This window comes from Citrobacter sp. Awk 4, from assembly GCF_028069725.1.
GTDB lineage: Bacteria > Pseudomonadota > Gammaproteobacteria > Enterobacterales > Enterobacteriaceae > Citrobacter_D.
The window spans coordinates 26,122-51,843 of the sequence record NZ_JANEWG010000022.1 but is presented as its reverse complement, the minus strand read 5'-3'; the positions used below and the strand labels follow the sequence as shown (position 1 = coordinate 51,843).

Here is a 25,722-nt window from a genome sequence, read left to right as displayed (position 1 = left end):
AGGTAGTCATTATGGATATGGATCTGAACAATCGCCTGACTGAGGATGAAACCCTTGAGCAGGCTTACGATATTTTTCTTGAGCTGGCCGCCGATAACCTCGACCCGGCAGACATTATTCTGTTCAACCTTCAGTTCGAAGAACGCGGCGGCGCAGAATTGTTTGACCCGGCAGAAGACTGGCAGGAGCACGTTGATTTTGACCTGAATCCTGACTTTTTTGCCGAAGTGGTGATTGGTCTGGCAGACAGCGAAGACGGTGAGATTAACGACATCTTTGCCCGCGTGCTGCTGTGTCGCGAGAAAGATCACAAACTGTGCCATATTCTCTGGCGCGAATAAGTGAAAAGCCGCTAACGCGGCTTTTTTTTCATCTACTCCGGCAGCTTACTCCCGCACCGATTACAATACTGCGCGCTGTATTCGTGCTGCCCCTGCTGACAGCTCGGGCATTTCCGCTGTTGATTACGTTTCAGAAACGCCGTGCTCATATGCGTGGTGATTAAACCGGTCGGAATCGCAATAACAGAATAACCAATTAAAATAAGCACCGATGCCACAACACGCCCCAATGGGGTATGCGGTGTAATATCGCCATAGCCCACCGTTGTTACCGTTACAATCGCCCAGTAAACCGACGCATTTAGCGTCGTGAATCCATATTGCGGCCCTTCAATCAAATACATCAGCGCGCCAAAAATAATCATCACAATGGCAATAAACGAATAAAACAGAATCAACTGATGACGCGCACTCATTATTGCGCTCCAGAACACCCGTAATGAGGGCATAAAACGCAATAGTTTCAGGATCCGCAGGACACGAATCGCTCGCATTGCCCGCCACGCAAAAACATAATTGAGACTGATCTCCGGCCACAACCACATGACATAAAGTGGCAGTATGGTGGCTAAATCAATGAATCCCCAGAAGCTGAAGACATATTTCGCTGGATTCGGCCAGGTTAATAATCGCAGAAGATATTCGCCGGTGAATACCAGCGTCACAAATAACTCCAGCCAGACAAACGTGTGCCATTCGCTATAGGACAGGTGATATTGCGTCCCCAGGCCTGATTCAACAAAGATGATTAAGACGCTAATCAGCGCGAACAGACCGCATAACCCTTCAAAGCGGCGACCAGAACGTGTATTCAGATCGAATAAGAGATGATAAAGACGTTGACGAACTGAAGAGATGTTGAGCGACACAGTGACCTCGCAATGATAAGGGCCGACATCATGTCGGCCCTCACCATTATAACGGGTCTACTTTCAGGCAGGAAACAGCATGTCGGAAACTGCCCTCCAGCACTGGCCGCGTTTTAGCACATTCTGGCCCGGCGATGGGGCAACGCGTGCGAAATACACAGCCTGATGGCGGATTAATTGGCGACGGTAACTCCCCTTCCAGCAGTTGAATGGATTTGTTCTTTTCCAGATCAGGGTCCGGGATCGGCACTGCCGACATTAACGCTTTGGTATAGGGATGCAGAGGATTATGGTACACCTCGTCATAGGTGCCCAGTTCCACTGCATGCCCCAAATACATTACCAGAACGCGGTCGGAGATATGTTTCACCACCGCCAGGTCGTGCGCGATGAAAATCAGTGAAAGCCCCATTTCACGCTGTAATTGTTGCAGCAGATTCACTACCTGAGCCTGAATGGAAACGTCGAGCGCGGAAACCGGCTCATCACAAATAATCAGCTTTGGCTCAAGGATCAACGCTCGCGCAATACCGATACGCTGGCATTGCCCGCCGGAAAACTCGTGCGGATAGCGGTTGATCAGGTTTGGCAGAAGTCCTACCTTCATCATCATCGCCTTCACACGGTCACGCACTTCCTGACGCGACAGTTTGGGATGATAGGTCCGTAGCGGTTCGGCAATAATTTCCCCAATCGTCATACGCGGATTCAGCGAAGCCAGCGGGTCCTGAAAAATCATCTGGATATCGCTACGCACCGCGCGCCACTCTTCCGGCTTCATTCCCAGCAGATCTTTACCCAACCAGGCCACTCTGCCGTCAGTGGCTTTCACCAGCCCAATAATCGCCCTGGCGAAGGTTGATTTTCCGCAGCCTGATTCGCCCACGACGCCCAGCGTTTCCCCTTCATACAGTCGCAGCGTCACGCCATCGACCGCCTTCAGGGTTTTCGCGGGTTGCCAGAACCATTGTTTACCGTCTTTGATGTCAAAGTGCACTTTCAGATCGGCAATTTCGAGAAGCACTTTTCGTTGTTCAGTCACCGCGTTCATACCAGATCCTCCACCGCTTTAAAGCAGGCGCGCAGGCGGCCAGGGCTAAATTCCTCAAGAGGAGGCGCACTGCTGCATATTTCCATCGCATGAGGGCAGCGAGGCTGGAATGGGCAGCCTTTTGGCAAACGCAGCAGGTTCGGCGGGTTACCAGGAATCGTTAACATAGATTCCCCTTCCGCATCCAGACGCGGTACAGCATTGAGCAAGCCGATAGAATACGGATGAACGGGTTGATAAAACACGTCGCGTGCATTGCCATATTCCATCGTACGCCCCGCGTACATCACCAGAACTTTGTCGCAAATGCCTGCCACCACGCCGAGGTCATGCGTGATCATGATAATGGCGGTGTTAAATTCACGTTTGAGTTCATTCAACAGCGTCATAATCTGTGCCTGAACGGTGACATCGAGCGCCGTAGTAGGTTCATCGGCAATCAGTAATTTAGGGCGGCAAAGCAACGCCATCGCGATCATGACGCGCTGGCGCATACCGCCAGAAAATTCATGCGGGAACATTTTCATGCGCTTACGCGCTTCCGGCATTTTGACCGCATCCAGCATTTTCACAGACTCTTCAAATGCCTCAGCTTTACTCATTCCTTTATGCAGCATCAGAACTTCCATTAACTGCTCTCCGACCCGCATATACGGGTTCAGTGAGGTCATGGGATCCTGAAAAATCATCGATATTTGCTCAGCACGCAGTTTGTTTAGCTCGCGCTCGGGTAAGTTCAGTATTTCGCGACCATTAAACTTCGCTGAACCGCCAATGTGTCCATTTGCCGCCAGCAGTCCCATCAACGCAAACGCCGTCTGTGATTTGCCAGAACCTGACTCACCAACAATCCCGAGCGTTTCCCCTGCGCGAAGCGAAAAGTTTAAATCGTTAACCGCGGTAACATCACCGTCTGGCGTACTGAATGTCACGCGAAGATCTGTCACGTTCAGCAGTGCGTTAGCCTGTTGCTGCGCGAGCGGCGCGGTTGAGGTTTCAATTACACTCATGGCTGCACTCCTTAACGGTCTTTCGGGTCGAGGGCATCACGCAGGCCATCGCCAATAAAGTTAAAACAGAATAACGTCACCACGAGGAAACCTGCCGGGAAGAGCAGCAGCCACGGTGAAACTTCCATTGAGTTGGCACCATCGCTCAACAAGGCTCCCCAACTGCTCAACGGCTCCTGGGTGCCTAACCCGAGGAAACTCAGGAAGGATTCGAACAGGATCATGCTCGGCACCAACAGTGAGGCATACACAACTACCACACCCAGAACGTTAGGTACGATATGGCGAATCACGATACTGCCCGTGGAAACACCGCCAACCAAAGCCGCTTCAATAAACTCTTTACGTTTCAGGCTTAATGTCTGGCCCCGAACAATACGCGCCATATCCAGCCAGGACACCATCCCGATCGCCACAAAAATCAGCAGGATATTTTGACCAAAGAAAGTCACCAGCAAAATAACAAAAAACATGAACGGAAAGGAGTTGAGGATTTCAAGCAAGCGCATCATGACAGAGTCAATTTTGCCGCCAAGATAGCCCGATAACGAGCCGTATAACGTCCCTACGAACACCGCCACCAGCGCAGCGGCAATCCCAACCATCAGCGATATACGCCCACCGATCGCCACACGCACCAGCAGGTCGCGTCCGGAAGAGTCCGTGCCGAAATAGTGACCCGATTCCATATCTGGCGCACTCGACATCATGCCCCAGTCCGTATCGAAATAGGTAAACTGCGACAACATCGGTGCCAGCGCGACAAACAGCGCGATGACAACCAGAACCACGAGACTGGCCACCGCCGCACGGTTGTGCATAAAACGACGACGGGCGTCTTGCCAAAGACTACGGCCTTCGACCTCCAGCTTTTCACTGAAGTTTTCCAGCGTCTCGCTGTTTTTCTTACTTAACATCATAGCGAGCTCCAGTATCAGTAACGAATCTTCGGATCGATGACGGCGTACAGCACATCGACGATAGCGTTAAACACAATGGTCAGCGTCCCCACAAGAATGGTCAGACTCAGTACCAGCGAATAGTCACGGTTCAACGCCCCGTTAACGAACAACTGGCCGATCCCCGGCAACCCATAGATTGTCTCAATGACCATCGAGCCTGTAATAATGCCGACAAACGCCGGTCCCATATAAGACAGAACAGGCAACAACGCGGGTTTTAACGCGTGACGGAAAATAATCCGGCGCATCGGCAACCCTTTCGCCCGAGCGGTACGAATAAAGTTGGAGTGCAGTACTTCAATCATCGAACCACGAGTAATACGAGCGATACTGGCGATATAGGCAAGTGACAGCGCCACCATAGGCAAAATCATAAATTTCAACGCCCCGCCATTCCAGCCTCCGCCGGGCAGCCATTTGAGCGTGATAGCAAATATCATCACCAGTAATGGGGCCACGACGAAGCTGGGGATAACCACCCCGGTCATAGCCACCCCCATCACCGTGTAATCCCAGCGCGTGTTCTGGTTAAGTGCGGCGATGACCCCCGCGCTTACGCCGAGAATCACTGCGAGGAAAAAGGCAGCGGCGCCCAGTTTTGCCGACACCGGGAAGCTTGAGGCAACCAGGTCATTGACCGTGTAATCTTTGTATTTGAAAGAAGGCCCAAAATCACCGTGCGCCAACTGCTTCAGATAGCTGAAATACTGCGTACTGATGGGGTCATTCAGATGATATTTCGCTTCAATATTCGCCAGAACCTCTGGCGGCAGCGCGCGTTCACCGGTGAAAGGACTTCCCGGCGCAAGACGCATCATAAAGAATGAAATAGTGATAAGAATAAAGAGTGTTGGAATCGCTTCCAGACAGCGACGTAAAATAAATTTCAACATTGCCCGTACCTTCTGGCGTGTGCCTTTACACCTCTGCGTCAAACGAACTCAGCTGAGGTGTTTATAGTGCGATGAAAAAAAGACACTGTGGGGCAAAACTCGTTTGCCCCACGTCTTGCCATTAATGCTTGATAATATACAAGTTTTTAACGTAGATATTATCCATCGGGTCTTTACCGGTATAACCGCCTACCCAGGGTTTCACCAGGCGAGCGTTAACGTAATAATAAACCGGCACAATTGCAGAGTCTTTATCAAGTTGCTGTTCTGCTTTCGTGTACAGCTCGGTACGCTGCGCTTCGTCAGTGACCTTCAGCGTGTCGCCAATCAGCTTATCGAACGCAGGGCTCTTATAGTGAGCGGTGTTGTTCGAGCTGTCAGACAGCATGGTATTCAGGAAGGATGTCGGTTCATTATAATCCGCACACCAGCCAGCACGTGCCACATCAAAGGTTCCCTGATGACGGGTATCGAGGAACGTTTTCCATTCCTGGTTTTCCAGCTTCACATTAGCGCCCAGATTTTTCTTCCAGATGGAAGCCACTGCGATCGCCAGCTTTTTATGCAGATCGGAGGTGTTGTAAAGCAGGTCGAACGTTAACGGCTTATCAGCAGTAAAGCCCGCTTCGGCCAACAGTTTTTTCGCTTCTTCGTTACGTTTTTCCTGTGACCACTTAAACCATTCCGGTTCAACCAGTTTTGCGCCATCGGTATACGGAGGGGTGTAGCTATAGGCTGGCAGGTCGCCCTGATTTTTCACTTTGTTGACGATGATATCGCGATCCAGCGCCATTTTCAGTGCGGTACGAACACGAACGTCATTAAACGGTGCTTTCTGGTTATTGATTTCGTAATAGTAAGTACACAGATAAGGATCGACGCGAACCTCATCCGGGATCTCTTTCTTCAGCTTCTGGAATAATTCAATCGGCATGTTGTTGTAGGTCATGTCGATTTCGCCGCTGCGATAGCGGTTAACATCAGTGACTTCGGAAGAGATAGGCAGATAAGTGACCTGATTAATAACCGTCTTGTCGTTATCCCAATAGTTCGTATTGCGCTCAAGCACGATACGCTCGTTCACCACCCAATCTTTCAGTTTGTACGCACCATTGGTGACAATATTGGCGGGCTGAGTCCACTTCTCACCAAATTTTTCAACAGCGGCTTTAGGTACTGGAGAAACGGACGGGTGAACCAGCAGTTTATAGAAATAGGGAACCGGCTCGCTCAGGGTGACTTCGAACGTATTATCATCAATCGCTTTTACGCCGAGATCGGTTGATGGTTTTTTACCCGCGATAATATCGTCAATATTCGCGATATGCCCATACTGGAGATAACTTGCATAAGGTGACGCGGTATTCGGGTTGGCGAGACGTTGCCAGCTATAAACAAAGTCATGTGCGGTAACCGGCGTGCCGTCTGACCATTTGGCATTTTTACGCAGATGGAAGGTCCAGACTTTAAAATCTTTGTTTTCCCATTTTTCTGCAACACCTGCTGACGGATGTCCTTCAACATCGCTTACCAATAAGCCTTCAAACAGATCGCGGCTAATGTTCGACTCCGGTACCCCTTCAATTTTGTGCGGGTCGAGAGACTGAACTTCGGAACCATTATTGCGCACCAGAGTTTGCTTATCGGAGAGTTGAACGCCAGCCGGTACATCCGCGGCCATTGCAACGTTTCCGGCGACCAGCGCAGTTAAAATCCCCGCAGCTACTAAACTTTTTTTTGTGATGTTAGACATTGTGTTTGTACTCCACTCATTATAATTACTGGCTTTTTAGCCAGCCTGTTTAATCCCGTTAGGGTTTCTGTACAGCACCGGAGATTTTGCTGCTGTCAGTTCGTTTACTACGTTGCTATCACCGACTTTATTTATTTTGACGATTCGAATGATCGTCTTACGTCGATTCCGTCTACGCCTCCCCTGTCAGAGACGCGCTTTTATTCTGTAAATCGTTTTATTGACAATAGTTCTCAACTACGTGAGATCTGCTGAAAATATCTCGCCGGAAAGTACCAAATGCGTTTCTTAACCGCCAATACAATTTACAGATTTGTTAACTAATTCTCTTTTGTAGAAAAAAACACACCAGCCTGAAGACATCGTTTGAGAGAGCAATATCGATGATAAGTCACTTTTATCAATAAGTTATCGCAAACACATTCCCGTCGACATCCCCAGGCGTTAAGTGAAGACTGATGTGCACATAAATTTAACAACTGGTCATTATTTAGCACATTCATCTGGCGTGGCGCTGAAATAACTAATAACATTTCGATAATCCTTCATCAAGCCCCCTGGCATGATGTAAATAAAATAACAGTGAGACGCGTATTTTTAATACATAAAAATTGAATAAAACCCCGTTAAATCAACAAGAAATTAAATCGAAATGCTTTCATGTTGATTCTTTTCTCACGTTAATTTTCAACGCATGGGATCGCCTTTACTGATGGCGTAAAAAAACGGAGTCAATGTTGACTCCGTCTCTATGAAAGATGTGTCAGTTGAGGAGGCCAGGGAAAATGGCTTTCAACCCTGTCACGATGAACTCAATGCCCAACGCCATCAGCAATAGGCCCATGATACGTGTAATGACGTTAATGCCGGTTTGTCCCAGCAACCGTACCAACCACGGCGCCATACGGAATAAGCCCCAACAGCACAGAGCAAAAACGGCAATAGCAACGAAAAAACCCACCAGGTGCATAATGTTGTTATATCGCGTACCCCAGACTATCGTCGAACTGATAGCACCCGGCCCTGCCATTAAGGGCAACGCCAGCGGTACAACACCGATGTTTTCACGTATTGCAGTTTCTGATTTTTCTTGTGTGTTCTGCTTATCTTCGCCCAGTTTCCCACTGATCATCGACATCGCAATCGTGACAACCAGAATCCCACCCGCGATCCTGAACGAATCAATCGAAATACCGAACAACTGCAAAATGCCGTCACCCAGGAAGAGTGAAGTCCACAAAATAATGGCGACCGACAAGTTTGCGGTCAGATTTGTCTTGTTGCGCGCCGCCGCCGTCTGGTAGCTGGTCATACTGATAAAGACAGGAATAATCCCAACCGGGTTAACCAGCGCAAATAACCCGATGAAAAATTTAAAGTACACAGGGAAGTCAAATAACGTTTGGATCACGGTTAGCTCCGGAGCGTTAGCCGTATGAAGTTAGTCGTCAATAATGGTAAAAACCGCGCTGAAGATACGCCTTTTAACAGCATTCTTCACCTCAAATCTGCGTAATCTGACTATATTCTCCAGTGTTATTAATTTGTATGGATTATGATAATGCAACTATCATTCACAACAACAATTCACCAACACTTGGCGGATATTGCAAAAACGGCCTGCTGAAAGGTGTCAGCTTTGCGAAAATTTGATCCGGATCACGTAATAACTACTCAGAAGTGAGTAATCTGGCTTCCGCCACCTGGATATAATGCGCTAGAATCAGTTAACGCTAAGGCATAAGCTCTTTTAGTAAATCAGAGCAAAATGGACGTTAAGTAACCGTTTGATTTTCAGGCTTTTACACAAACTTTCGTCGATCTGTCTATACTCTCGTATCGAGCAGATGATTTACTAAAAAAGTTTAACATTATCAGGAGAGCATTATGGCTGTTACTAATGTCGCTGAACTTAACGCACTCGTCGAGCGCGTAAAAAAAGCCCAGCGTGAATATGCCAGTTTCACTCAAGAACAGGTTGACAAAATCTTCCGCGCCGCCGCTCTGGCCGCTGCAGATGCTCGAATTCCTCTCGCTAAGATGGCCGTTGCCGAGTCCGGCATGGGTATCATCGAAGATAAAGTGATTAAAAACCACTTCGCTTCTGAATACATCTATAACGCCTACAAAGATGAAAAGACCTGTGGTGTGCTGGATGAAGACCACACCTTCGGGACTATCACCATTGCTGAACCGATTGGTATCATCTGTGGTATCGTTCCGACCACTAACCCGACGTCTACTGCGATCTTCAAATCTTTGATCAGCCTGAAGACCCGTAACGCCATCATCTTCTCTCCGCACCCGCGTGCTAAAGATGCAACGAATAAAGCTGCCGACATCGTTCTGCAGGCTGCTATCGCTGCAGGGGCACCGAAAGATCTGATCGGCTGGATCGATCAACCTTCTGTAGAACTGTCAAACGCGTTGATGCACCATCCGGACATCAACCTGATCCTTGCTACCGGTGGTCCGGGCATGGTTAAGGCGGCGTACAGCTCCGGTAAACCAGCTATCGGTGTAGGCGCAGGCAACACGCCAGTTGTTATTGACGAAACAGCGGATATCAAACGTGCAGTCGCTTCCGTACTGATGTCTAAAACCTTCGATAACGGCGTAATCTGTGCATCTGAACAGTCCGTTGTTGTTGTTGACTCCGTATACGATGCCGTTCGTGAACGTTTCGCCAGCCACGGCGGCTACATGCTGCAGGGCAAAGAGCTGAAAGCCGTTCAGGATATCATCCTGAAAAATGGCGCGCTGAACGCAGCGATTGTTGGTCAGCCGGCGTACAAAATCGCTGAACTGGCTGGCTTCACCGTACCAGAAACAACCAAAATTCTGATCGGCGAAGTAAAAGTGGTTGACGAAAGCGAGCCGTTTGCTCACGAAAAACTGTCTCCTACGCTTGCAATGTACCGCGCTAAAGATTTTGAAGACGCTGTACTTAAGGCTGAGAAACTGGTCGCCATGGGCGGTATCGGTCACACCTCTTGCCTGTACACCGACCAGGATAACCAGCAGGATCGCGTCAACTACTTCGGTCAGATGATGAAAACCGCGCGTATCCTGATCAACACCCCGGCTTCTCAGGGTGGTATCGGTGACCTGTACAACTTCAAACTCGCACCTTCCCTGACTCTGGGTTGTGGTTCCTGGGGTGGTAACTCCATCTCTGAAAACGTTGGTCCTAAGCACCTGATCAACAAGAAAACCGTTGCTAAGCGAGCTGAAAACATGTTGTGGCACAAACTTCCGAAATCTATCTACTTCCGTCGTGGCTCACTGCCAATCGCACTGGATGAAGTGATTACCGATGGTCACAAACGTGCGCTGATCGTAACTGACCGCTTCCTGTTCAACAACGGTTACGCTGACCAGATCACCTCTGTTCTGAAAGCCGCTGGCGTTGAAACTGAAGTGTTCTTTGAAGTTGAAGCTGACCCAACTCTGAGCGTAGTTCGTAAAGGCGCTGAGCTGGCCAACTCCTTCAAACCAGACGTTATTATCGCACTGGGCGGTGGTTCCCCGATGGACGCCGCGAAAATTATGTGGGTCATGTACGAGCATCCGGAAACCCATTTCGAAGAACTGGCGCTGCGCTTTATGGATATCCGTAAACGTATCTACAAGTTCCCGAAAATGGGCGTGAAAGCGAAGATGGTTGCGGTCACCACCACATCCGGTACCGGTTCTGAAGTTACCCCGTTTGCAGTTGTAACCGACGACGCTACTGGTCAGAAATACCCGCTGGCTGACTATGCGCTGACGCCAGACATGGCGATTGTTGACGCCAACCTGGTAATGGAGATGCCGAAGTCTCTGTGTGCCTTCGGTGGTCTGGATGCGGTAACTCACGCACTGGAAGCTTACGTTTCTGTACTGGCTTCTGAGTTCTCTGACGGTCAGGCTCTGCAAGCTCTGAAACTGCTGAAAGATAACCTGCCAGCGTCCTACAATGAAGGGTCTAAAAACCCGGTAGCGCGTGAGCGTGTACACAGTGCAGCGACTATCGCCGGTATCGCGTTTGCTAACGCCTTCCTGGGTGTATGTCACTCCATGGCGCATAAGCTGGGTTCTCAGTTCCATATTCCTCACGGTCTGGCGAACGCCCTGCTGATCTGTAACGTTATTCGTTACAACGCAAACGACAACCCGACCAAACAGACGGCATTCAGCCAGTACGACCGCCCACAGGCACGTCGTCGTTATGCTGAAATCGCCGATCATCTGGGTCTGAGTGCTCCAGGCGACCGTACCGCAGCGAAAATTGAAAAACTGCTGGCATGGCTGGAAAGCCTGAAAGCTGAACTGGGTATTCCTAAGTCAATCCGCGAAGCTGGCGTTCAGGAAGCTGACTTCCTGGCAAACGTGGACAAACTGTCTGAAGATGCGTTCGATGACCAGTGTACTGGCGCTAACCCGCGTTACCCGCTGATCTCTGAACTGAAGCAGATTCTGATGGATACCTTCTACGGTCGTGAATTCAGCGAAGGTGAGACTGCAGCGAAGAAAGACGTTGCCGCAGCGCCAAAAGCTGACAAAAAAGCGAAAAAATCAGCTTAATTTACTCACGTAAATATCAGCAAATACCGAAAACGGTCCCTCCGGGGCCGTTTTTTTATGTCGTTTTTTATTAATGGTAGCGAAAGGCACAATATGTATGAAGGCAGATGCCGTTATATATACGCAATACGCGGGAGCTTACTGGGGAACATCTGAGAACAGCGAGAAAAGAGGTTTCAGGGTAGAAGTGGTTTGTGATAGCCAACCACCTACCCTGTTTGTTTTATCGCGTACAGGAAGCCTGTATCAGTCGTAGCGATGCTTTTCCTGAATAGAGGTCAATGACCCTACGTCAAGCGCTTCCTTGTAATGCTTACGACACACGGAGACGTAGCGCTCATTGCCACCAATAACGACCTGCTCGCCTTCATTATAAGGTCTGCCAGCCTGATCAAGGCGTAAAACCATGCTCGCTTTACGGCCACAAAAACAGATGGTTTTTAATTCCACCAGTTTGTCCGACCAGGCAAGCAGGTATTGGCTACCGCCGAACAACTCACCACGAAAATCAGTACGTAATCCATAACACAGAACCGGAATATCAAGCTGGTCAACGACTTCTGATAATTCGTAGACTTGCTGCCGGGTTAGAAACTGACACTCATCAACCAGTACACAGTGTATTGGCTGTTGCGCATTATCCGCACGAATCTCTTCAAACAATGATGAGTTCTGATTATACAATTTAGCGGGTGAGGAAAGTCCAATACGTGAGCTGACTTTTCCGGCGCCATAGCGGTCATCAATTTCCGCCGTATACACGACGGTGCGCATCCCTCTTTCCTGGTAATTGTATGAAGATTGCAGCAATGCAGTCGACTTACCCGCATTCATTGCCGAATAGTAGAAATATAGCTGTGCCATTAACCGCAGGCCCTCACCTGAGAGAAATAAAAATCCGGTGGATTCTATCATAATTTTCGGGCCTGTCGGGTTCAGGAGTTGTATACGCGTCTGATGTCACAGTCTTGTTCGGATAGCGTCCAGGATTCATTGCTGCCACATACAGATATTGTTCTTACACGACTTTCTGGGTTGTTGACATGCCGCTGGTGAAAAAATTGCAGTATATATCAGCGCTAACAAACACCCTCAGCGATATACCCGTCATACTTAAGGCTGGCTGATTGTCGACAATACCTGCCGTTGAGCTCCCTTCTCGCTGCGCAAATCGACTTTGCCAGTATCTCCTGGCGCTAACTGAATTCAGCGACTGAGAAAGAATGAGTGACAAACGTCGCTCATCCGAGCCCCCCTCTGATTGTTAAGATTCATTCTGGCGAATTTGACGCACGTCGCAGACTTCTTGTAACCCGAATTATTTAGGTTATACGCAACCTTCACAATTTGTGCTTTAGACATTCATCAACTTTACTTAACATCCACTTCATTATCTAAACCCTGCATTTATTGTTACTGTTCCTCATATCTACCCCAAAGTAATAGGTGAATTCGGTAAGCAAAACTAATACAAAAGGTTGAAATTACTGCAATGAGATACTATTCCGACACGATAAAATGTGACTCTAATCGCTGAAGTTTAGCACTGCGCAAGGAGTAACATCGCAGCCAATAAGCTCTTTTTTGTGCGTCCCTTCAAGAAAAATTTAAGTTCAGATATTTAAAAGCTGCCGTAAATAAAGAGCAATTTTGAATTCCTTACATTACTGGCTATTGCACATCTGAATTTATCGCTCTATTATTAGCTCAACAAACCACCCCAATATAAGTTTGAGATTAAAAAAATGAGCGAAGCACTTAAAATTCTGAACAACATCCGTACTCTTCGTGCGCAGGCAAGAGAATGTACCCTTGAGACGCTTGAAGAAATGCTGGAGAAATTAGAAGTTGTTGTTAACGAGCGCCGTGAAGAAGAAAGCGCTGCCGCTGCTGAAGTTGAAGAGCGTACCCGTAAACTGCAACAGTATCGTGAAATGCTGATCGCTGACGGTATTGACCCGAACGAACTGCTGAATAGCATGGCTGCGGTTAAATCCGGTACCAAAGCTAAGCGTGCTGCTCGTCCTGCTAAATATAGCTATGTTGACGAAAACGGTGAAACTAAAACCTGGACTGGCCAGGGTCGTACACCGGCAGTGATCAAAAAAGCAATGGAAGAACAAGGTAAACAACTGGACGATTTCCTGATTCAGGAATAATTCGTAACTTGTTTGCTTAAAATCCCGCCAATGGCGGGATTTTTTTTGGGGTACTTCACCTGTTGTCGCCATACAGGCGAAAAAAAATGGCGCTGAGTAATCAGCGCCATTTTGTCGGGATTTATACCATCTGTCTTACTTCTTAATACCCATTTCTTCTTCAAGCCATGCTTTAAATTCAGCACCAAGGGTATTATGGCGAATGCCATATTCAACAAACGCCTGCATGTAACCTAATTTATTACCGCAGTCATGGCTTTTGCCTTTCATATGGTAAGCTTCGACCGTCTCTTTTTCGATCAACATATCAATCGCATCGGTCAGTTGAATCTCATCCCCTGCTCCTGGAGGCGTTTTCGCCAGCAGTGGCCAAATATCGGCGCTCAGAACATAACGTCCCACGACGGCCAGATTAGACGGTGCAACCTCTGCTTTCGGTTTTTCAACAACACCGACCATCGGCACGCTCTCGCCTGGTTCTAACTCTACGCCCTTGCAATCAACCACACCGTACGCGGTAACGTCGGCAACTGGCTCTACCATGATTTGGCTGCTACCGGTTTCGTCAAAGCGACGAATCATTTCAGCGAGGTTATCCTGGGACAAATCAGATTCAAACTCATCGAGAATCACGTCCGGCAGAATAACCGCAACAGGTTCATCGCCAACAACCGGATGCGCGCACAATACGGCATGCCCCAACCCTTTCGCCAGCCCCTGGCGGACCTGCATAATAGTCACATGCGGCGGGCAAATAGATTGCACTTCTTCCAGTAACTGACGCTTAACGCGTTTTTCCAGCATCGCTTCCAGCTCAAAGCTGGTATCGAAATGGTTTTCAATGGAATTTTTGGATGAGTGGGTCACCAGTACAATTTCAGTGATGCCCGCAGCAATACATTCGTTTACGACATACTGAATTAATGGCTTATCAACCAGCGGCAACATCTCTTTCGGGATGGCTTTCGTCGCCGGCAACATCCTGGTTCCTAAACCCGCAACCGGGATAACGGCTTTTCTGACTTTCGTATTAAGGGCAGCCATTTAAATTCTCCTGGACTGTTCATATATTGAACGTGTTCATCAATCTGTATCGCATCCGAGTATATCAGTCGTGGAACAAACCCCAACGCCGAAAAGGACGCGCGTTCGTATAATTAAGATAAATTCGAAAAAACCTGGCGCTGATAGTAGCACCCGAAGAGTAAAGCAGGTATGTCAATTTCAGTCCGCATTCCTGTTTGCTCATTCCGCAGACAACATAAGGCGAAGTCGTCCTCCTGCCCCCCAAATTTGACACTGCCAGGACTCACAGCGCTGGCTTAATTGGTTGAGATAAGTATTACCTAACGTACCTAACGGAATGCCATTACTGATCTGTACCTGATGCGTTGGTGTATTTAACGTCGCGTTAAGCCCGGCAGAAACCAGTGTCAGATTTTTAAGCCCACAATGGTAATAACCGACTAATAGCGGAAACTGTCCCGGTAAATTGGCTTGCCGCAGCAGATGATTAACTTGTTTCAGCAGAGTCCCTAATTCGGGTAAGCGATGATCCTGATGCGCCAGTTGCTCCTGCAACAGACCATTAAATAACGCCCGCAGCAGCAATGCCGCCAATACGCCATTATCGCCCGCACGGGTGACATCCAGACAATAAAAGGCAAGGTCGCTGTCAGATAACGGCGCAATATCGAGTACCAGACCGGGTTGGTCGGCGGCAACGAGTTGGCGATAATTCACCCGACAATGAGAAATAACCTGCTGAACCGGTGGCTGTAGTTCCTGCAGTAATTTTGCCGCTGCCGGAGGATTATCAACCAGCGCATCCCAGTCGCGAAACAGACGCTCCTCTTCTTCAACCCTGGAATTAAACATATTGGGATAAAGGCAGGCGAAAACGGCTTGCTTCAGACGGTTAAGATCTTTCACTGGCTTAAGCAACACGTCCTCAACTCCCAGGCGTAGCGCTTTAGCAATGTCAGCCATATTTTCTGTCGCGGAAATAACCAGAATCGGCGTCTGGTCGCCACGGTTACGCATATGCTCAACCAGTTTAAGCCCGTTCATTCTCGGCATGGCGATGTCGCAAATCATCAGATCGGGGGTGAACGCACTGAGTAACTCCAGGGCATCCAGACCGTCTGCGGCTACTGCTGTCGTCGCTCCCAATGAGGAAAACCAGGAATCGAGAAGCGAGCGAAAAACAGGCTCATCTTCAACAATAAGAATCTGTTTTCCGACCAATGGCTGCGTCATGTTCTCTCCCCTGACTGGCTTTAATCAATAGTGGCATGCTATTGCGACTCGTGCCTGTCAGATTTTGCTTAAGTGTTCGTAAAAGGTGTGTCAAACGTCGGTACGCACCAAGGGTAAAAGCTCGTCCATCTTTTTCTCGACCGCCAACTGCCCTGCCGCAATCGCGGCATTGGCCCGATGAAAGTCCAGTGTGGAGATCTGCGGACAAAACGGCTGGATCAGAATATCCGGCGGGTCGCCAGCCATTCGGTTGCGCTTAAGTCTGTTTTCCAGCACCTGAATAGACGTGGTCATAATCTCCATGGCCGTCGGCGCGCTTTCGACGCGTCGGGAGGTCATGTTGCTCAGGCGCTCTTTCAAACGCGCATGCCAGGAAAGCGTATCTTCGCTGTCATCATCGTCATTGCTGACATTAAAAGAGAGAAGGTCTTGCTGCATGAGGTGCGCATCGTGCTGAAGATCGACGGCAATAACAATGTCGGCTCCCATCGCGCGAGTCAGAGAAACAGGAACAGGGTTAACCACTGCGCCATCGACCAGCCAGTAACCATTATGGGCCACCGGGGACATCAGGCCAGGCATACTGCAAGAGGCGCGCACGGCCAGGTGCAAATCCCCCTCCGTAAACCACAACTCCCGGCCAGTGCTGAGATTGGTTGCGACAGTGCCAAAACGGCGAGTACAGTGTTCGAAGTCGTCGGCGGGCATGATCTCGCGGTATTGATTGAATACCCGTTCACCCCGTAAAAGCCCGCCTTTGCCCCAGGAAAGATCCATCAGGCGTAACACATCCCAGTAGCTGAATGAGCAAACCCACTGTTCAAGCGCGGTCAATTTATTACAGGCATAAGCGGCGCCAACCAGCGACCCAATAGAGCATCCCGCGACAATATCGATGTCAATGCCCATATGCTTTAGCGCCTTGATAACACCAATATGGGACCACCCTCGTGCTGCGCCGGAACCTAGCGCCAGCCCTATTTTAATTTTTCTCATTGTCACGAAAAAATTCCCATGGCTTCAAGACGTGGCAACATCGCCACAGCTCAGTTAACATAGTGCCACCCAGGCGTTTGTACGCCGTTTTTTTTATTCCAGGGAGATGATTGTGTCTCAGCTTTGTCCCTGCGGCAGCGATGTCGAGTATAGCCTATGTTGCCGCCCTGTTGTGTCCGGTGAGCAAGTAGCACTCGATCCGTCACAACTCATGCGTTCTCGCTACTGCGCTTTTGTGATGAAAGACGCAGATTATTTAATCAGAACCTGGCATCCCTCATGTGGCGCGGCCGCGTTTCGCGACGATATCAGCGCCGGATTTGCCCACACTGAGTGGCTGGGACTGACCGTTTTTGAACACTGTTACTCTGAAGCGGACAATACAGGTTATGTAAGCTTCGTCGCCCGCTTTTCCGAGCAAGGAAAAACAGGTGCCATCATTGAGCGCTCTCGTTTCTTAAAAGAAAACGGCCAATGGTATTATATTGATGGTACACGTCCTCAGTTTGGTCGAAATGATCCCTGCCCTTGCGGGTCAGGTAAAAAATTCAAAAAGTGCTGTGGTTAAACACATCTGACAGCAACGAAACAGCAAACACTCTCAACAGGATTTTTCCGGCAATGCATTCACTACAACGAAAAGTTTTGCGCACTATCTGCCCTGATCAGAAAGGTCTCATCGCGCGTATCACCAATATTTGTTACAAGCACGAATTAAACATTGTGCAAAACAATGAATTTGTTGACCACCGTACCGGTCGCTTTTTTATGCGCACCGAACTGGAAGGTATTTTTAATGACTCCACGCTGCTCGCCGATTTGGACAGCGCCTTGCCAGAAGGTTCCGTTCGCGAACTGAACCTGGCCGGACGTCGCCGCGTTGTGATTCTGGTCACCAAAGAGGCTCATTGTCTGGGCGATCTATTAATGAAAGCCAACTATGGTGGGCTGGATGTTGAGATCGCCGCCGTCATTGGCAATCACGAAACGCTGCGCTCGCTGGTTGAACGTTTTGAGATCCCGTTCGAACTGGTGAGCCATGAGGGATTAACTCGCGAGGAACACGATCAGAAGATGGCGGATGCCATTGATGCGCACCAGCCTGACTATGTGGTGCTGGCGAAGTATATGCGCGTTTTAACCCCTGAATTTGTTTCACGCTTCCCGAATAAGATCATCAACATTCATCATTCGTTCTTACCCGCCTTTATTGGCGCGCGTCCTTATCACCAGGCCTATGAGCGTGGCGTCAAAATCATTGGCGCAACCGCGCATTATGTCAATGACAACCTGGATGAAGGTCCCATCATCATGCAGGACGTGATTCATGTCGATCACACCTACACTGCAGAAGATATGATGCGTGCCGGACGCGACGTAGAGAAGAATGTATTAAGCCGTGCGCTGTATCAGGTGCTGGCTCAGCGCGTGTTTGTTTACGGCAACCGGACGATTATTCTTTAATCGATAAATAGGATAATTGGTTAGCTTTACGTCTTAGCGCGTAAAAATCAGGCGATTAGCCTATTTTTATCAACGGAATGCTTTACAGTGGCGCGTCATTTGGTATGATGCGCCCCGCTTCCCGCAAGGAAGCAGGCCAGTAACCAGCATTACCCCGTGGTGGGGTTCCCGAGCGGCCAAAGGGAGCAGACTGTAAATCTGCCGTCATCGACTTCGAAGGTTCGAATCCTTCCCCCACCACCATTCATTCTGGTAAGTTCTCAAAAAAATTCATACCCCTGGTGGGGTTCCCGAGCGGCCAAAGGGAGCAGACTGTAAATCTGCCGTCATCGACTTCGAAGGTTCGAATCCTTCCCCCACCACCATCACTTTCTGAAAGCACCCTGTTCCCCAACAAATTTTTGAATTTCATATTCTGCCCATGCGGGAAGGACGAGAATCTTCGACTACGGTTCGATTCGAGCGCAGCGAGAAAGCGTTGCCGCAGGCAACATCGCCTTTGCCCGGTGGCAATTCGTTTACCGGGCCAACAAGAGCGCCATCCGACAATTCAATTCAGGTAGCACCACCCCATAAAAAAACCCCGCCGAAGCAGGGTTTAACCTTACGTCACTCACCGATCAGCGGCGCGCGCGTACCACCTGATATTTGCGCGTCAGATACTCAACCGGCGCACTCCAGATGTGTACCAGACGCGAGAACGGAAATAACAGAAACAGCGTCATCCCCAGAACCAGGTGCAGGCGGAAGATAAACGCCACACCGTCCAGATGCGCTGACGCACCGCCGTGGAACGTCACCACGGACTGCGCCCAGCCGACCAGTTTCATCATCTCACTACCGTCCATATGTTGGGCGGAGAACGGGATGGTCAACAACCCCAACGCACACTGAATCACCAACAAGGAGAGGATCAAAATATCTGCGCCAGTGGTGGTCGCGCGTACGCGTGGGCTAAACAGACGGCGTTTGAGCAGCAGCACACCGCCAACCAGCGTCATCACGCCGCAGGCACCACCGGCAATCATCGCCATCTTCTGCTTCACTTCAATCGGCAGGAACGCTTCATACATCCAGTGCGGCGTCAGCATTCCAAGGAAGTGACCCGCAAAAATGCCCAGAATGCCGAAGTGGAACAGGTTCGACGCCATATTCATCCCTTTGCGATCCAGCATCTGGCTGGAGGCGGCGCGCCAGGTGTACTGACCGTAGTCATACCGCAGCCAACTGCCAATCAGGAACACCGATCCGGCAATGTACGGGTAGATATCAAAGAAGAACATATTCAGGAACTGCATTAGTGCTGTCCTCCGGTAGTGATATTCAGATATTGCGGCGCCACGGCACCGGCAAAACGACGTTGGTGAGCGGAGATTTCAGATTCGCCGCAGCCCTTATCGGCAAAGAACTTCACCTGCTCTTCTTCCCAGACCGCATCAAGCGCCTGCGGCGTATCGTCGCGAACTTCATCGGCGATTTTTTCGGCCACTTTGTCGCTGTCGATCGCCGCATTTGCCAGCTTCAGCAGCAGATCAAACAGCACCGCATAGCGACTTTCACGCTGTTGCAGACGTGCGCCCAGTAGCGCCAGAATCGGCGCGATATCCTGCAACCCACCCAGCGCTTCGCGCTTCGGCAGTTGCGCCAGATACTCCAGATACAGCGGCAGATGGTCCGGCAACTCGCGACTGTCGATCTGTAAGCCGTGCTGCTCATACTGACTCAGCAAATCAACCATCGCCTGGCCACGATCGCGGGATTCACCGTGGACATGTTCAAACAGTAACAAAGAGGTTGCACGACCACGGTCGAACAGCTCGCTGTAGCTTGCCTGAACATCCAGCATGTCCTGCGCGGTGATATCTCGCAGGAAGACGCCCAGCGCCTGGGCATCCTCTTTATCCAGGTTTTCAGATGACGCGAGTGCATCAAAAAGTTCCTGCTGATGCTGCCAGAGGGCAGCATCCGGGTACTCGAGCAGACGCGAAACAATGACGAGTTCAATCATGAGTGCGGCTCCGTTTTGCGGGTCACATCGACAGCATCGATACGACGGCTGTTGAACAAGTTCAGTTTGGTGTCGGAACCGTGGCAACCGTCACCGAAGGTAAAGCCACAACCGCTTTTCTCCGGGAACGCATCACGCGCCAGCTCACGATGACTGCTCGGCACCACAAAACGATCCTCGTAGTTGGCGATCGCCAGATAGCGGTACATCTCCTGGGCTTGAGCTTCGCTTAAGCCCACCTCTTCCAGCGCACGGGTATCCACTTTGCCGTCAACGGTTTCCGCCCGTTTATAGTGACGCATCGCCAGCATTCGTTTCAGCGCCAACAGCACCGGCTGGGTATCGCCTGCGGTCAGCAGGTTCGCCAGGTACTGAACCGGAATACGCAGGCTGTCCACGTCCGGCAGAATGCCGTTACTGCCCAGGTCACCGGCATCCGCCGCAGACTGAATCGGCGACAGCGGCGGCACGTACCAGACCATCGGCAAGGTGCGGTATTCCGGGTGCAGCGGCAGCGCCAGCTTCCAGTCCATCGCCATTTTATAAACCGGAGACTGCTGCGCCGCGTCAATCACGCTCAGCGGAATACCGTCTTTCTGTGCCTGTTCAATGACCGCCGGATCGTTCGGGTCGAGGAACACATTCAGTTGACGCTGATAGAGATCTTTTTCGTGTTCGGTGCTGGCGGCGCTTTCGATGGCGTCCGCGTCATACAAAAGCACGCCGAGATAGCGGATACGCCCGACGCAGGTCTCAGAGCATACGGTCGGCTGACCCGCTTCTATACGCGGGTAGCAGAAGATGCATTTCTCAGACTTACCGCTCTTCCAGTTGAAGTAGATCTTTTTATACGGACAACCGGTAATGCACATACGCCAGCCACGACATTTGTCCTGGTCGATCAGTACGATGCCATCTTCTTCACGCTTATAGATGGCGCCGCTCGGGCAAGTCGCCACGCACGCCGGGTTGAGGCAGTGCTCACACAGACGCGGCAGATACATCATGAAGGTGTTTTCGAACTGACCGTACATCGCCTTCTGCATATTTTCGAAGTTCTGGTCTTTAGCGCGTTTTTCAAACTCGCCACCCAGAATCTCTTCCCAGTTTGGACCACTGGTGATTTTGTCCATCCGCTGACCCGTGATCAACGAGCGCGGGCGGGCAATGGGCTGATGCTTGCTTTCCGGCGCGGTATGCAGGTTCTGGTAGTCGTAGTCAAACGGCTCGTAGTAATCATCAATGCCCGGCAGATGCGGGTTGGCAAAGATTTTACCGAGCAGCATCGCACGGTTGCCCATGCGCGGCTGCAGTTTGCCATTGATTTTACGGATCCAGCCGCCCTTCCATTTTTCCTGGTTTTCCCAGTCATTCGGGAAGCCGACACCAGGCTTACTTTCGACGTTATTGAACCAGGCGTACTCCATGCCTTCGCGACTGGTCCAGACGTTTTTACAGGTCACTGAACAGGTGTGGCAGCCGATGCACTTATCGAGATTCATCACCATGCCGACTTGTGAACGAATTTTCATTTTACGCTCTCCTGTACCTGGTCATTGCCTTCGCCATCCAACCAGTTAATGTTCTTCATCTTACGTACCACCACAAACTCATCGCGGTTTGAGCCGACGGTGCCGTAGTAGTTAAAGCCGTAGGCCAGTTGCGCATAGCCGCCAATCATGTGGGTGGGTTTCGGCGTAATACGGGTGACCGAGTTATGGATCCCGCCGCGCTGCTGGGTGATTTCCGACCCCGGCAGATTCACGATACGTTCCTGCGCGTGGTACATCATGGTCATCCCGGCTGGCACACGCTGACTCACCACCGCACGCGCGGTCAATGCGCCATTGCTGTTAAAGACTTCGATCCAGTCGTTATCTTCAATACCCAAATCTTTGGCGTCGGTTTCGCTCATCCAGACAATTGGACCGCCACGAGAAAGCGTCAACATCAGCAGGTTGTCGCTGTAAGTGGAGTGGATACCCCACTTCTGGTGCGGCGTCAGGAAGTTAAGCGCTTTCTCCGGGTTACCATTGGATTTCTCGCCCATCACGGCTTTTACCGAACGGGTGTCGATCGGCGGACGGTATACCAGCAGGCTTTCACCAAAATCACGCATCCACTGGTGATCCTGATACAGCTGCTGGCGACCCGACAGCGTACGCCACGGGATCAACTCATGAACGTTGGTGTAGCCAGCGTTGTAAGAGACATGTTCGTCTTCAAGCCCTGACCACGTCGGGCTGGAGATGATCTTACGCGGCTGGGCCTGAATATCGCGGAAGCGGATTTTTTCCTCTTCTTTGTTGGTCGCCAGGTGCGTGTGGTCACGACCGGTAAACTCGCTGAGCGCCGCCCAGGCTTTCACGGCCACATGACCGTTGGTTTCCGGCGCCAGGGTCAGGATCATCTCTGCGGCATCAATCGCCGTGTTGAGCATCGGCTGGCCTTTCGCCGGGCCATCAGCTTTGGTGTAATTGAGCTTACGCAGCAGATCCATTTCGCTCTGGGTGTTCCAGGCAATCCCTTTCCCGCCGTTACCGATTTTCTCCATCAGCGGACCGATAGAGGTAAAACGCTCGTAGGTGGCCGGATAGTCACGCTCAACGGTCATGATGTGCGGTGCGGTTTTACCTGGGATCAGGTCACATTCGCCTTTTTTCCAGTCCTTCACGTCCAGCGGCTGCGCCAGTTCAGCGGCGGAGTCGTGCTGAATGGGTAGCGTCACAACGTCGGTTTCTTTGCCCAGATGACCTACGCAGACCTCAGAAAATTTCTTAGCGATGGCTTTGTAGATGTCCCAGTCGCTTTTGGACTCCCAGGCCGGGTCAACGGCGGCGGACAGCGGATGAATAAACGGATGCATATCCGAGGTATTCATGTCGTCTTTTTCATACCAGGTAGCGGTCGGCAGCACGATATCGGAATAGAGACAAGTGCTTGAAAGACGGAAGTCCAGCGTCACCACCAAATCCAGTTTGCCGTCGAGACCGTTATCCTGCCATTCCACCTCTTCAGGTTTTACGCCACCCTGCTGACCGAGATCTTTCCCCTGAATACCGTGTTCGGTACCCAGCAAATACTTGAGCATGTACTCGTGGCCCTTACCGGAAGAACCGAGCAGGTTAGAGCGCCAGATGAACAGATTACGCGGATGGTTTTTGCCGTTTTCCGGCTGTTCGGCGGCAAAACGAATCGAACCTTCTTTCAGGGATTTGACGGTGTAATCCACCGGCGTCATTCCTGCTTTCTTCGCTTCTTCAGCGATAGTCAGCGGGTTGGTGCCAAGCTGCGGTGCAGACGGCAGCCAGCCCATCCGTTCAGCGCGAACGTTAAAGTCGATCAGATGACCGCTGTAGCGGGATTTATCCGCCATCGGCGACAACAACTCCTGCGCGGTAACCGTCTCATAGCGCCACTGGCTGGAGTGGTTATAGAAGTAAGAGGTACTGTTCATATGGCGCGCCGGACGCTGCCAGTCGAGGGCAAACGCCAGCGGCTGCCAGCCGGTTTGCGGACGCAGTTTTTCCTGGCCGACATAGTGCGCCCAACCGCCGCCGCTCTGGCCGATACAGCCACAGAACACCAGCATGTTGATAAGCCCCCGATAGTTCATATCGAGGTGATACCAGTGGTTCAGACCGGCACCGACGATAATCATCGAGCGGCCATGCGTTTTGTCTGCGTTATCGGCGAACTCACGAGCGATACGGGTGATCTGCGCACGCGGTACGCCGGTTATTTGTTCTGCCCACGCCGGGGTGTACGCTTTGATATCGTCGTAGCTGGTCGCGCAGTTTTCGTCGTTCAGGCCGCGTTCCAGACCGTAGTTGGCCATTGTCAGGTCGTAAACGGTGGTGACCAGCGCGCGGGTGCCGTCTGCCAGTTGCAGGCGTTTTACCGGCAGTTTGTGCAGCAGAACATTTTCCAGTGCCACTTTATTGAAGTGCTCGGTGCCCTCGCCGCCAAAGTACGGGAAGCCCACTTCGGCAATCTCGTCCTGGCTACCCAGTAGACTCAGTTGCAGCTCAGTCTCCGCACCGGTAGTCCCGTCGCGTTGTTCGAGGTTCCATTTGCCTTTTTCGCCCCAGCGGAAACCGATAGATCCGTTCGGTGCCACCATATCGCCTTTGTTGTTGATGGCGACGGTTTTCCATTCCGGGTTGTTTTCCTGACCGAGCGAATCCACCAGGTCGGCGGCGCGCAGCATACGACCTGCCGCGTAATAACCGTCGCGTTCTTCCAACATCACCAGCATTGGCATATCGGTGTAGCGACGAACGTAATCCGTGAAATACTGGCTTGGATTGTCGAGGTGAAATTCGCGCAGCATGACGTGACCCATGGCCAGCGCCATTGCCGCATCAGTCCCCTGCTTCGGCGCCAGCCACAGATCGCACAGTTTGGCGATTTCGGCGTAATCAGGCGTTACCGCTACCGTTTTCGTCCCTTTGTAGCGGACTTCGGTGAAGAAGTGAGCGTCCGGGGTACGGGTCTGAGGAACGTTAGAGCCCCAGGCGATGATATAGCTGGAGTTGTACCAGTCAGCCGATTCCGGTACGTCGGTCTGTTCGCCCCAGGTTTGCGGAGATGCGGGCGGCAGATCGCAGTACCAGTCGTAGAAACTCAGGCAGGTGCCACCAATCAGAGAGAGGTAACGTGCGCCAGACGCGTAAGAGACCATCGACATCGCCGGGATGGGCGAGAAGCCGGCTACGCGATCCGGGCCGTAGGTTTTCACGGTATAGACGTTGGATGCGGCAATCAGTTCATTGACTTCCTGCCAGGAGGAGCGGACAAATCCACCGCGACCACGCGCTTGTTTGAAGCTTTTGGCTTTATCGGCGTCTTCAATGATAGAAGCCCATGCTTCAACCGGATCGCTGTGCAGTTTCTTCGCTTCACGCCACATCTTCATCAGACGTTTGCGCATCAGCGGATATTTGAGGCGGTTAGCGCTGTAGAGATACCAGGAATAGCTCGCACCGCGTGGGCAACCGCGCGGCTCGTGGTTTGGCATATCCGGACGGGTACGCGGGTAGTCGGTTTGCTGGGTTTCCCAGGTCACCAGACCATTTTTCACATAAATTTTCCAGCTGCATGAGCCGGTGCAGTTTACCCCGTGGGTTGAACGCACCACTTTGTCGTGCTGCCAACGTTGGCGGTATCCATCCTCCCAGTCCCGGTTGGTTTCGAGAAGCTGGCCGTGCCCATCGGCAAAGGTTTCGCCCTTCTGTTTGAAGTAGCGAAACCGGTCCAGGAATTTACTCATCGGTTCTCTCCTGTGGGAGCCTGACGGCTCTCTGATAAATCGACATTGCTTGATTAACAGCGAAGGTAACGCTCTGAAAGGGCGTCAGAATTGATAACGATCAAGGCCTGCGGGGTTGA

20 protein-coding genes and 2 tRNA genes are annotated in these 25,722 nt (G+C 50.8%); 7 read left to right on the top strand and 15 right to left on the bottom strand.

What is annotated here, in order from left to right:
* The first annotated feature begins 11 nt into the window (after positions 1-11).
* Positions 12-341, top strand: a complete 330-nt coding sequence (locus NNO04_RS11360) for an HI1450 family dsDNA-mimic protein (RefSeq protein ID WP_162383145.1) — start codon at positions 12-14, stop codon at positions 339-341.
* 32 nt (positions 342-373) lie between these two features.
* Here the strand turns inward: NNO04_RS11360 and NNO04_RS11355 are convergent, their stop codons facing one another.
* The 7 genes from NNO04_RS11355 to NNO04_RS11325 all read right to left on the bottom strand — a co-directional run bounded on the left by NNO04_RS11355 (position 374) and on the right by NNO04_RS11325 (position 8,290).
* Positions 374-1,210, bottom strand: coding sequence for an ion transporter (locus NNO04_RS11355; protein WP_271444743.1), 837 nt, complete (start codon positions 1,208-1,210; stop codon positions 374-376).
* Positions 1,211-1,256: 46 nt separating this feature from the next.
* On the bottom strand, positions 1,257-2,261 hold the full coding sequence (gene oppF / locus NNO04_RS11350; RefSeq protein ID WP_271444742.1) for a murein tripeptide/oligopeptide ABC transporter ATP-binding protein OppF: 1,005 nt from the start codon (positions 2,259-2,261) through the stop codon (positions 1,257-1,259).
* Positions 2,258-3,271 (bottom strand): murein tripeptide/oligopeptide ABC transporter ATP-binding protein OppD, encoded by a 1,014-nt coding sequence (gene oppD / locus NNO04_RS11345; protein ID WP_271444741.1) that lies wholly within the window; start codon positions 3,269-3,271, stop codon positions 2,258-2,260. Before oppD ends, oppF begins: the two co-directional genes overlap by 4 nt.
* A gap of 11 nt (positions 3,272-3,282) precedes the next feature.
* Positions 3,283-4,191 (bottom strand): oligopeptide ABC transporter permease OppC, encoded by a 909-nt coding sequence (gene oppC, locus NNO04_RS11340; RefSeq protein WP_271444740.1) that lies wholly within the window; start codon positions 4,189-4,191, stop codon positions 3,283-3,285.
* 14 nt (positions 4,192-4,205) lie between these two features.
* Complete coding sequence (gene oppB / locus NNO04_RS11335) at positions 4,206-5,126, bottom strand: oligopeptide ABC transporter permease OppB (protein WP_271444739.1); 921 nt, start codon at positions 5,124-5,126, stop codon at positions 4,206-4,208.
* A gap of 121 nt (positions 5,127-5,247) precedes the next feature.
* Entirely contained in the window at positions 5,248-6,879 is a 1,632-nt protein-coding gene (gene oppA / locus NNO04_RS11330; protein WP_271444738.1) for an oligopeptide ABC transporter substrate-binding protein OppA, read from the bottom strand.
* A 763-nt stretch (positions 6,880-7,642) separates the two neighbouring features.
* On the bottom strand, positions 7,643-8,290 hold the full coding sequence (locus NNO04_RS11325) for a YchE family NAAT transporter (protein ID WP_271444737.1): 648 nt from the start codon (positions 8,288-8,290) through the stop codon (positions 7,643-7,645).
* 476 nt (positions 8,291-8,766) lie between these two features.
* Here NNO04_RS11325 and adhE point away from each other — a divergent pair, with 476 nt between their 5' ends.
* On the top strand, positions 8,767-11,445 hold the full coding sequence (adhE, locus tag NNO04_RS11320) for a bifunctional acetaldehyde-CoA/alcohol dehydrogenase (protein ID WP_192612416.1): 2,679 nt from the start codon (positions 8,767-8,769) through the stop codon (positions 11,443-11,445).
* A 246-nt stretch (positions 11,446-11,691) separates the two neighbouring features.
* Here the strand turns inward: adhE and tdk are convergent, their stop codons facing one another.
* Positions 11,692-12,309 carry a thymidine kinase gene (gene tdk / locus NNO04_RS11315; protein WP_271444736.1) on the bottom strand — a complete coding sequence of 206 codons (618 nt, stop codon included), beginning with the start codon at positions 12,307-12,309 and terminating at the stop codon, positions 11,692-11,694.
* A gap of 881 nt (positions 12,310-13,190) precedes the next feature.
* Between tdk and hns the strand changes: the two genes are divergently transcribed.
* Positions 13,191-13,604 (top strand): histone-like nucleoid-structuring protein H-NS, encoded by a 414-nt coding sequence (hns, locus tag NNO04_RS11310; protein ID WP_271444735.1) that lies wholly within the window; start codon positions 13,191-13,193, stop codon positions 13,602-13,604.
* 135 nt (positions 13,605-13,739) lie between these two features.
* On the opposite strand, the gene galU is transcribed toward hns, so the two are convergent.
* The 3 genes from galU to rssA form a co-directional block, all read right to left on the bottom strand.
* Positions 13,740-14,648: a UTP--glucose-1-phosphate uridylyltransferase GalU gene (gene galU, locus NNO04_RS11305; protein ID WP_162382835.1), complete on the bottom strand. Its 909-nt coding sequence runs from the start codon at positions 14,646-14,648 to the stop codon at positions 13,740-13,742.
* Between the two features lie 201 nt (positions 14,649-14,849).
* A complete protein-coding gene (gene rssB / locus NNO04_RS11300; protein WP_271444734.1) occupies positions 14,850-15,863 on the bottom strand; it encodes a two-component system response regulator RssB in 1,014 nt (337 codons plus the stop codon).
* A 90-nt stretch (positions 15,864-15,953) separates the two neighbouring features.
* Positions 15,954-16,859: a patatin-like phospholipase RssA gene (gene rssA, locus NNO04_RS11295; protein ID WP_271444733.1), complete on the bottom strand. Its 906-nt coding sequence runs from the start codon at positions 16,857-16,859 to the stop codon at positions 15,954-15,956.
* Between the two features lie 112 nt (positions 16,860-16,971).
* Here rssA and NNO04_RS11290 point away from each other — a divergent pair, with 112 nt between their 5' ends.
* The 4 genes from NNO04_RS11290 (at position 16,972) to NNO04_RS11275 (ending at position 18,688) form a co-directional block, all read left to right on the top strand.
* The gene (locus tag NNO04_RS11290; RefSeq protein WP_271444732.1) at positions 16,972-17,427 is read left to right on the top strand and encodes a YchJ family protein; all 456 of its coding nucleotides are present in this window, start codon (positions 16,972-16,974) and stop codon (positions 17,425-17,427) included.
* Between the two features lie 53 nt (positions 17,428-17,480).
* Positions 17,481-18,323, top strand: a complete 843-nt coding sequence (purU, locus tag NNO04_RS11285; RefSeq protein WP_162382838.1) for a formyltetrahydrofolate deformylase — start codon at positions 17,481-17,483, stop codon at positions 18,321-18,323.
* A gap of 158 nt (positions 18,324-18,481) precedes the next feature.
* Positions 18,482-18,566: transfer RNA gene (locus NNO04_RS11280), tRNA-Tyr, on the top strand.
* 37 nt (positions 18,567-18,603) lie between these two features.
* Positions 18,604-18,688: transfer RNA gene (locus NNO04_RS11275), tRNA-Tyr, on the top strand.
* Between the two features lie 255 nt (positions 18,689-18,943).
* Here NNO04_RS11275 and narI read toward each other — a convergent pair.
* From narI to NNO04_RS11255, 4 genes are read right to left on the bottom strand one after another with little or no spacing between them, the layout of a single operon-like run.
* Positions 18,944-19,621 carry a respiratory nitrate reductase subunit gamma gene (gene narI, locus NNO04_RS11270; protein WP_271444731.1) on the bottom strand — a complete coding sequence of 226 codons (678 nt, stop codon included), beginning with the start codon at positions 19,619-19,621 and terminating at the stop codon, positions 18,944-18,946.
* On the bottom strand, positions 19,621-20,331 hold the full coding sequence (gene narJ, locus NNO04_RS11265; protein WP_271444730.1) for a nitrate reductase molybdenum cofactor assembly chaperone: 711 nt from the start codon (positions 20,329-20,331) through the stop codon (positions 19,621-19,623). The genes narI and narJ overlap by 1 nt, the downstream gene beginning before the upstream one ends.
* The gene (gene narH / locus NNO04_RS11260) at positions 20,328-21,863 is read right to left on the bottom strand and encodes a nitrate reductase subunit beta (RefSeq protein ID WP_271444729.1); all 1,536 of its coding nucleotides are present in this window, start codon (positions 21,861-21,863) and stop codon (positions 20,328-20,330) included. The genes narJ and narH overlap by 4 nt, the downstream gene beginning before the upstream one ends.
* On the bottom strand, positions 21,860-25,603 hold the full coding sequence (locus tag NNO04_RS11255; protein ID WP_271444728.1) for a nitrate reductase subunit alpha: 3,744 nt from the start codon (positions 25,601-25,603) through the stop codon (positions 21,860-21,862). Before NNO04_RS11255 ends, narH begins: the two co-directional genes overlap by 4 nt.
* Positions 25,604-25,722 lie beyond the last annotated feature (119 nt).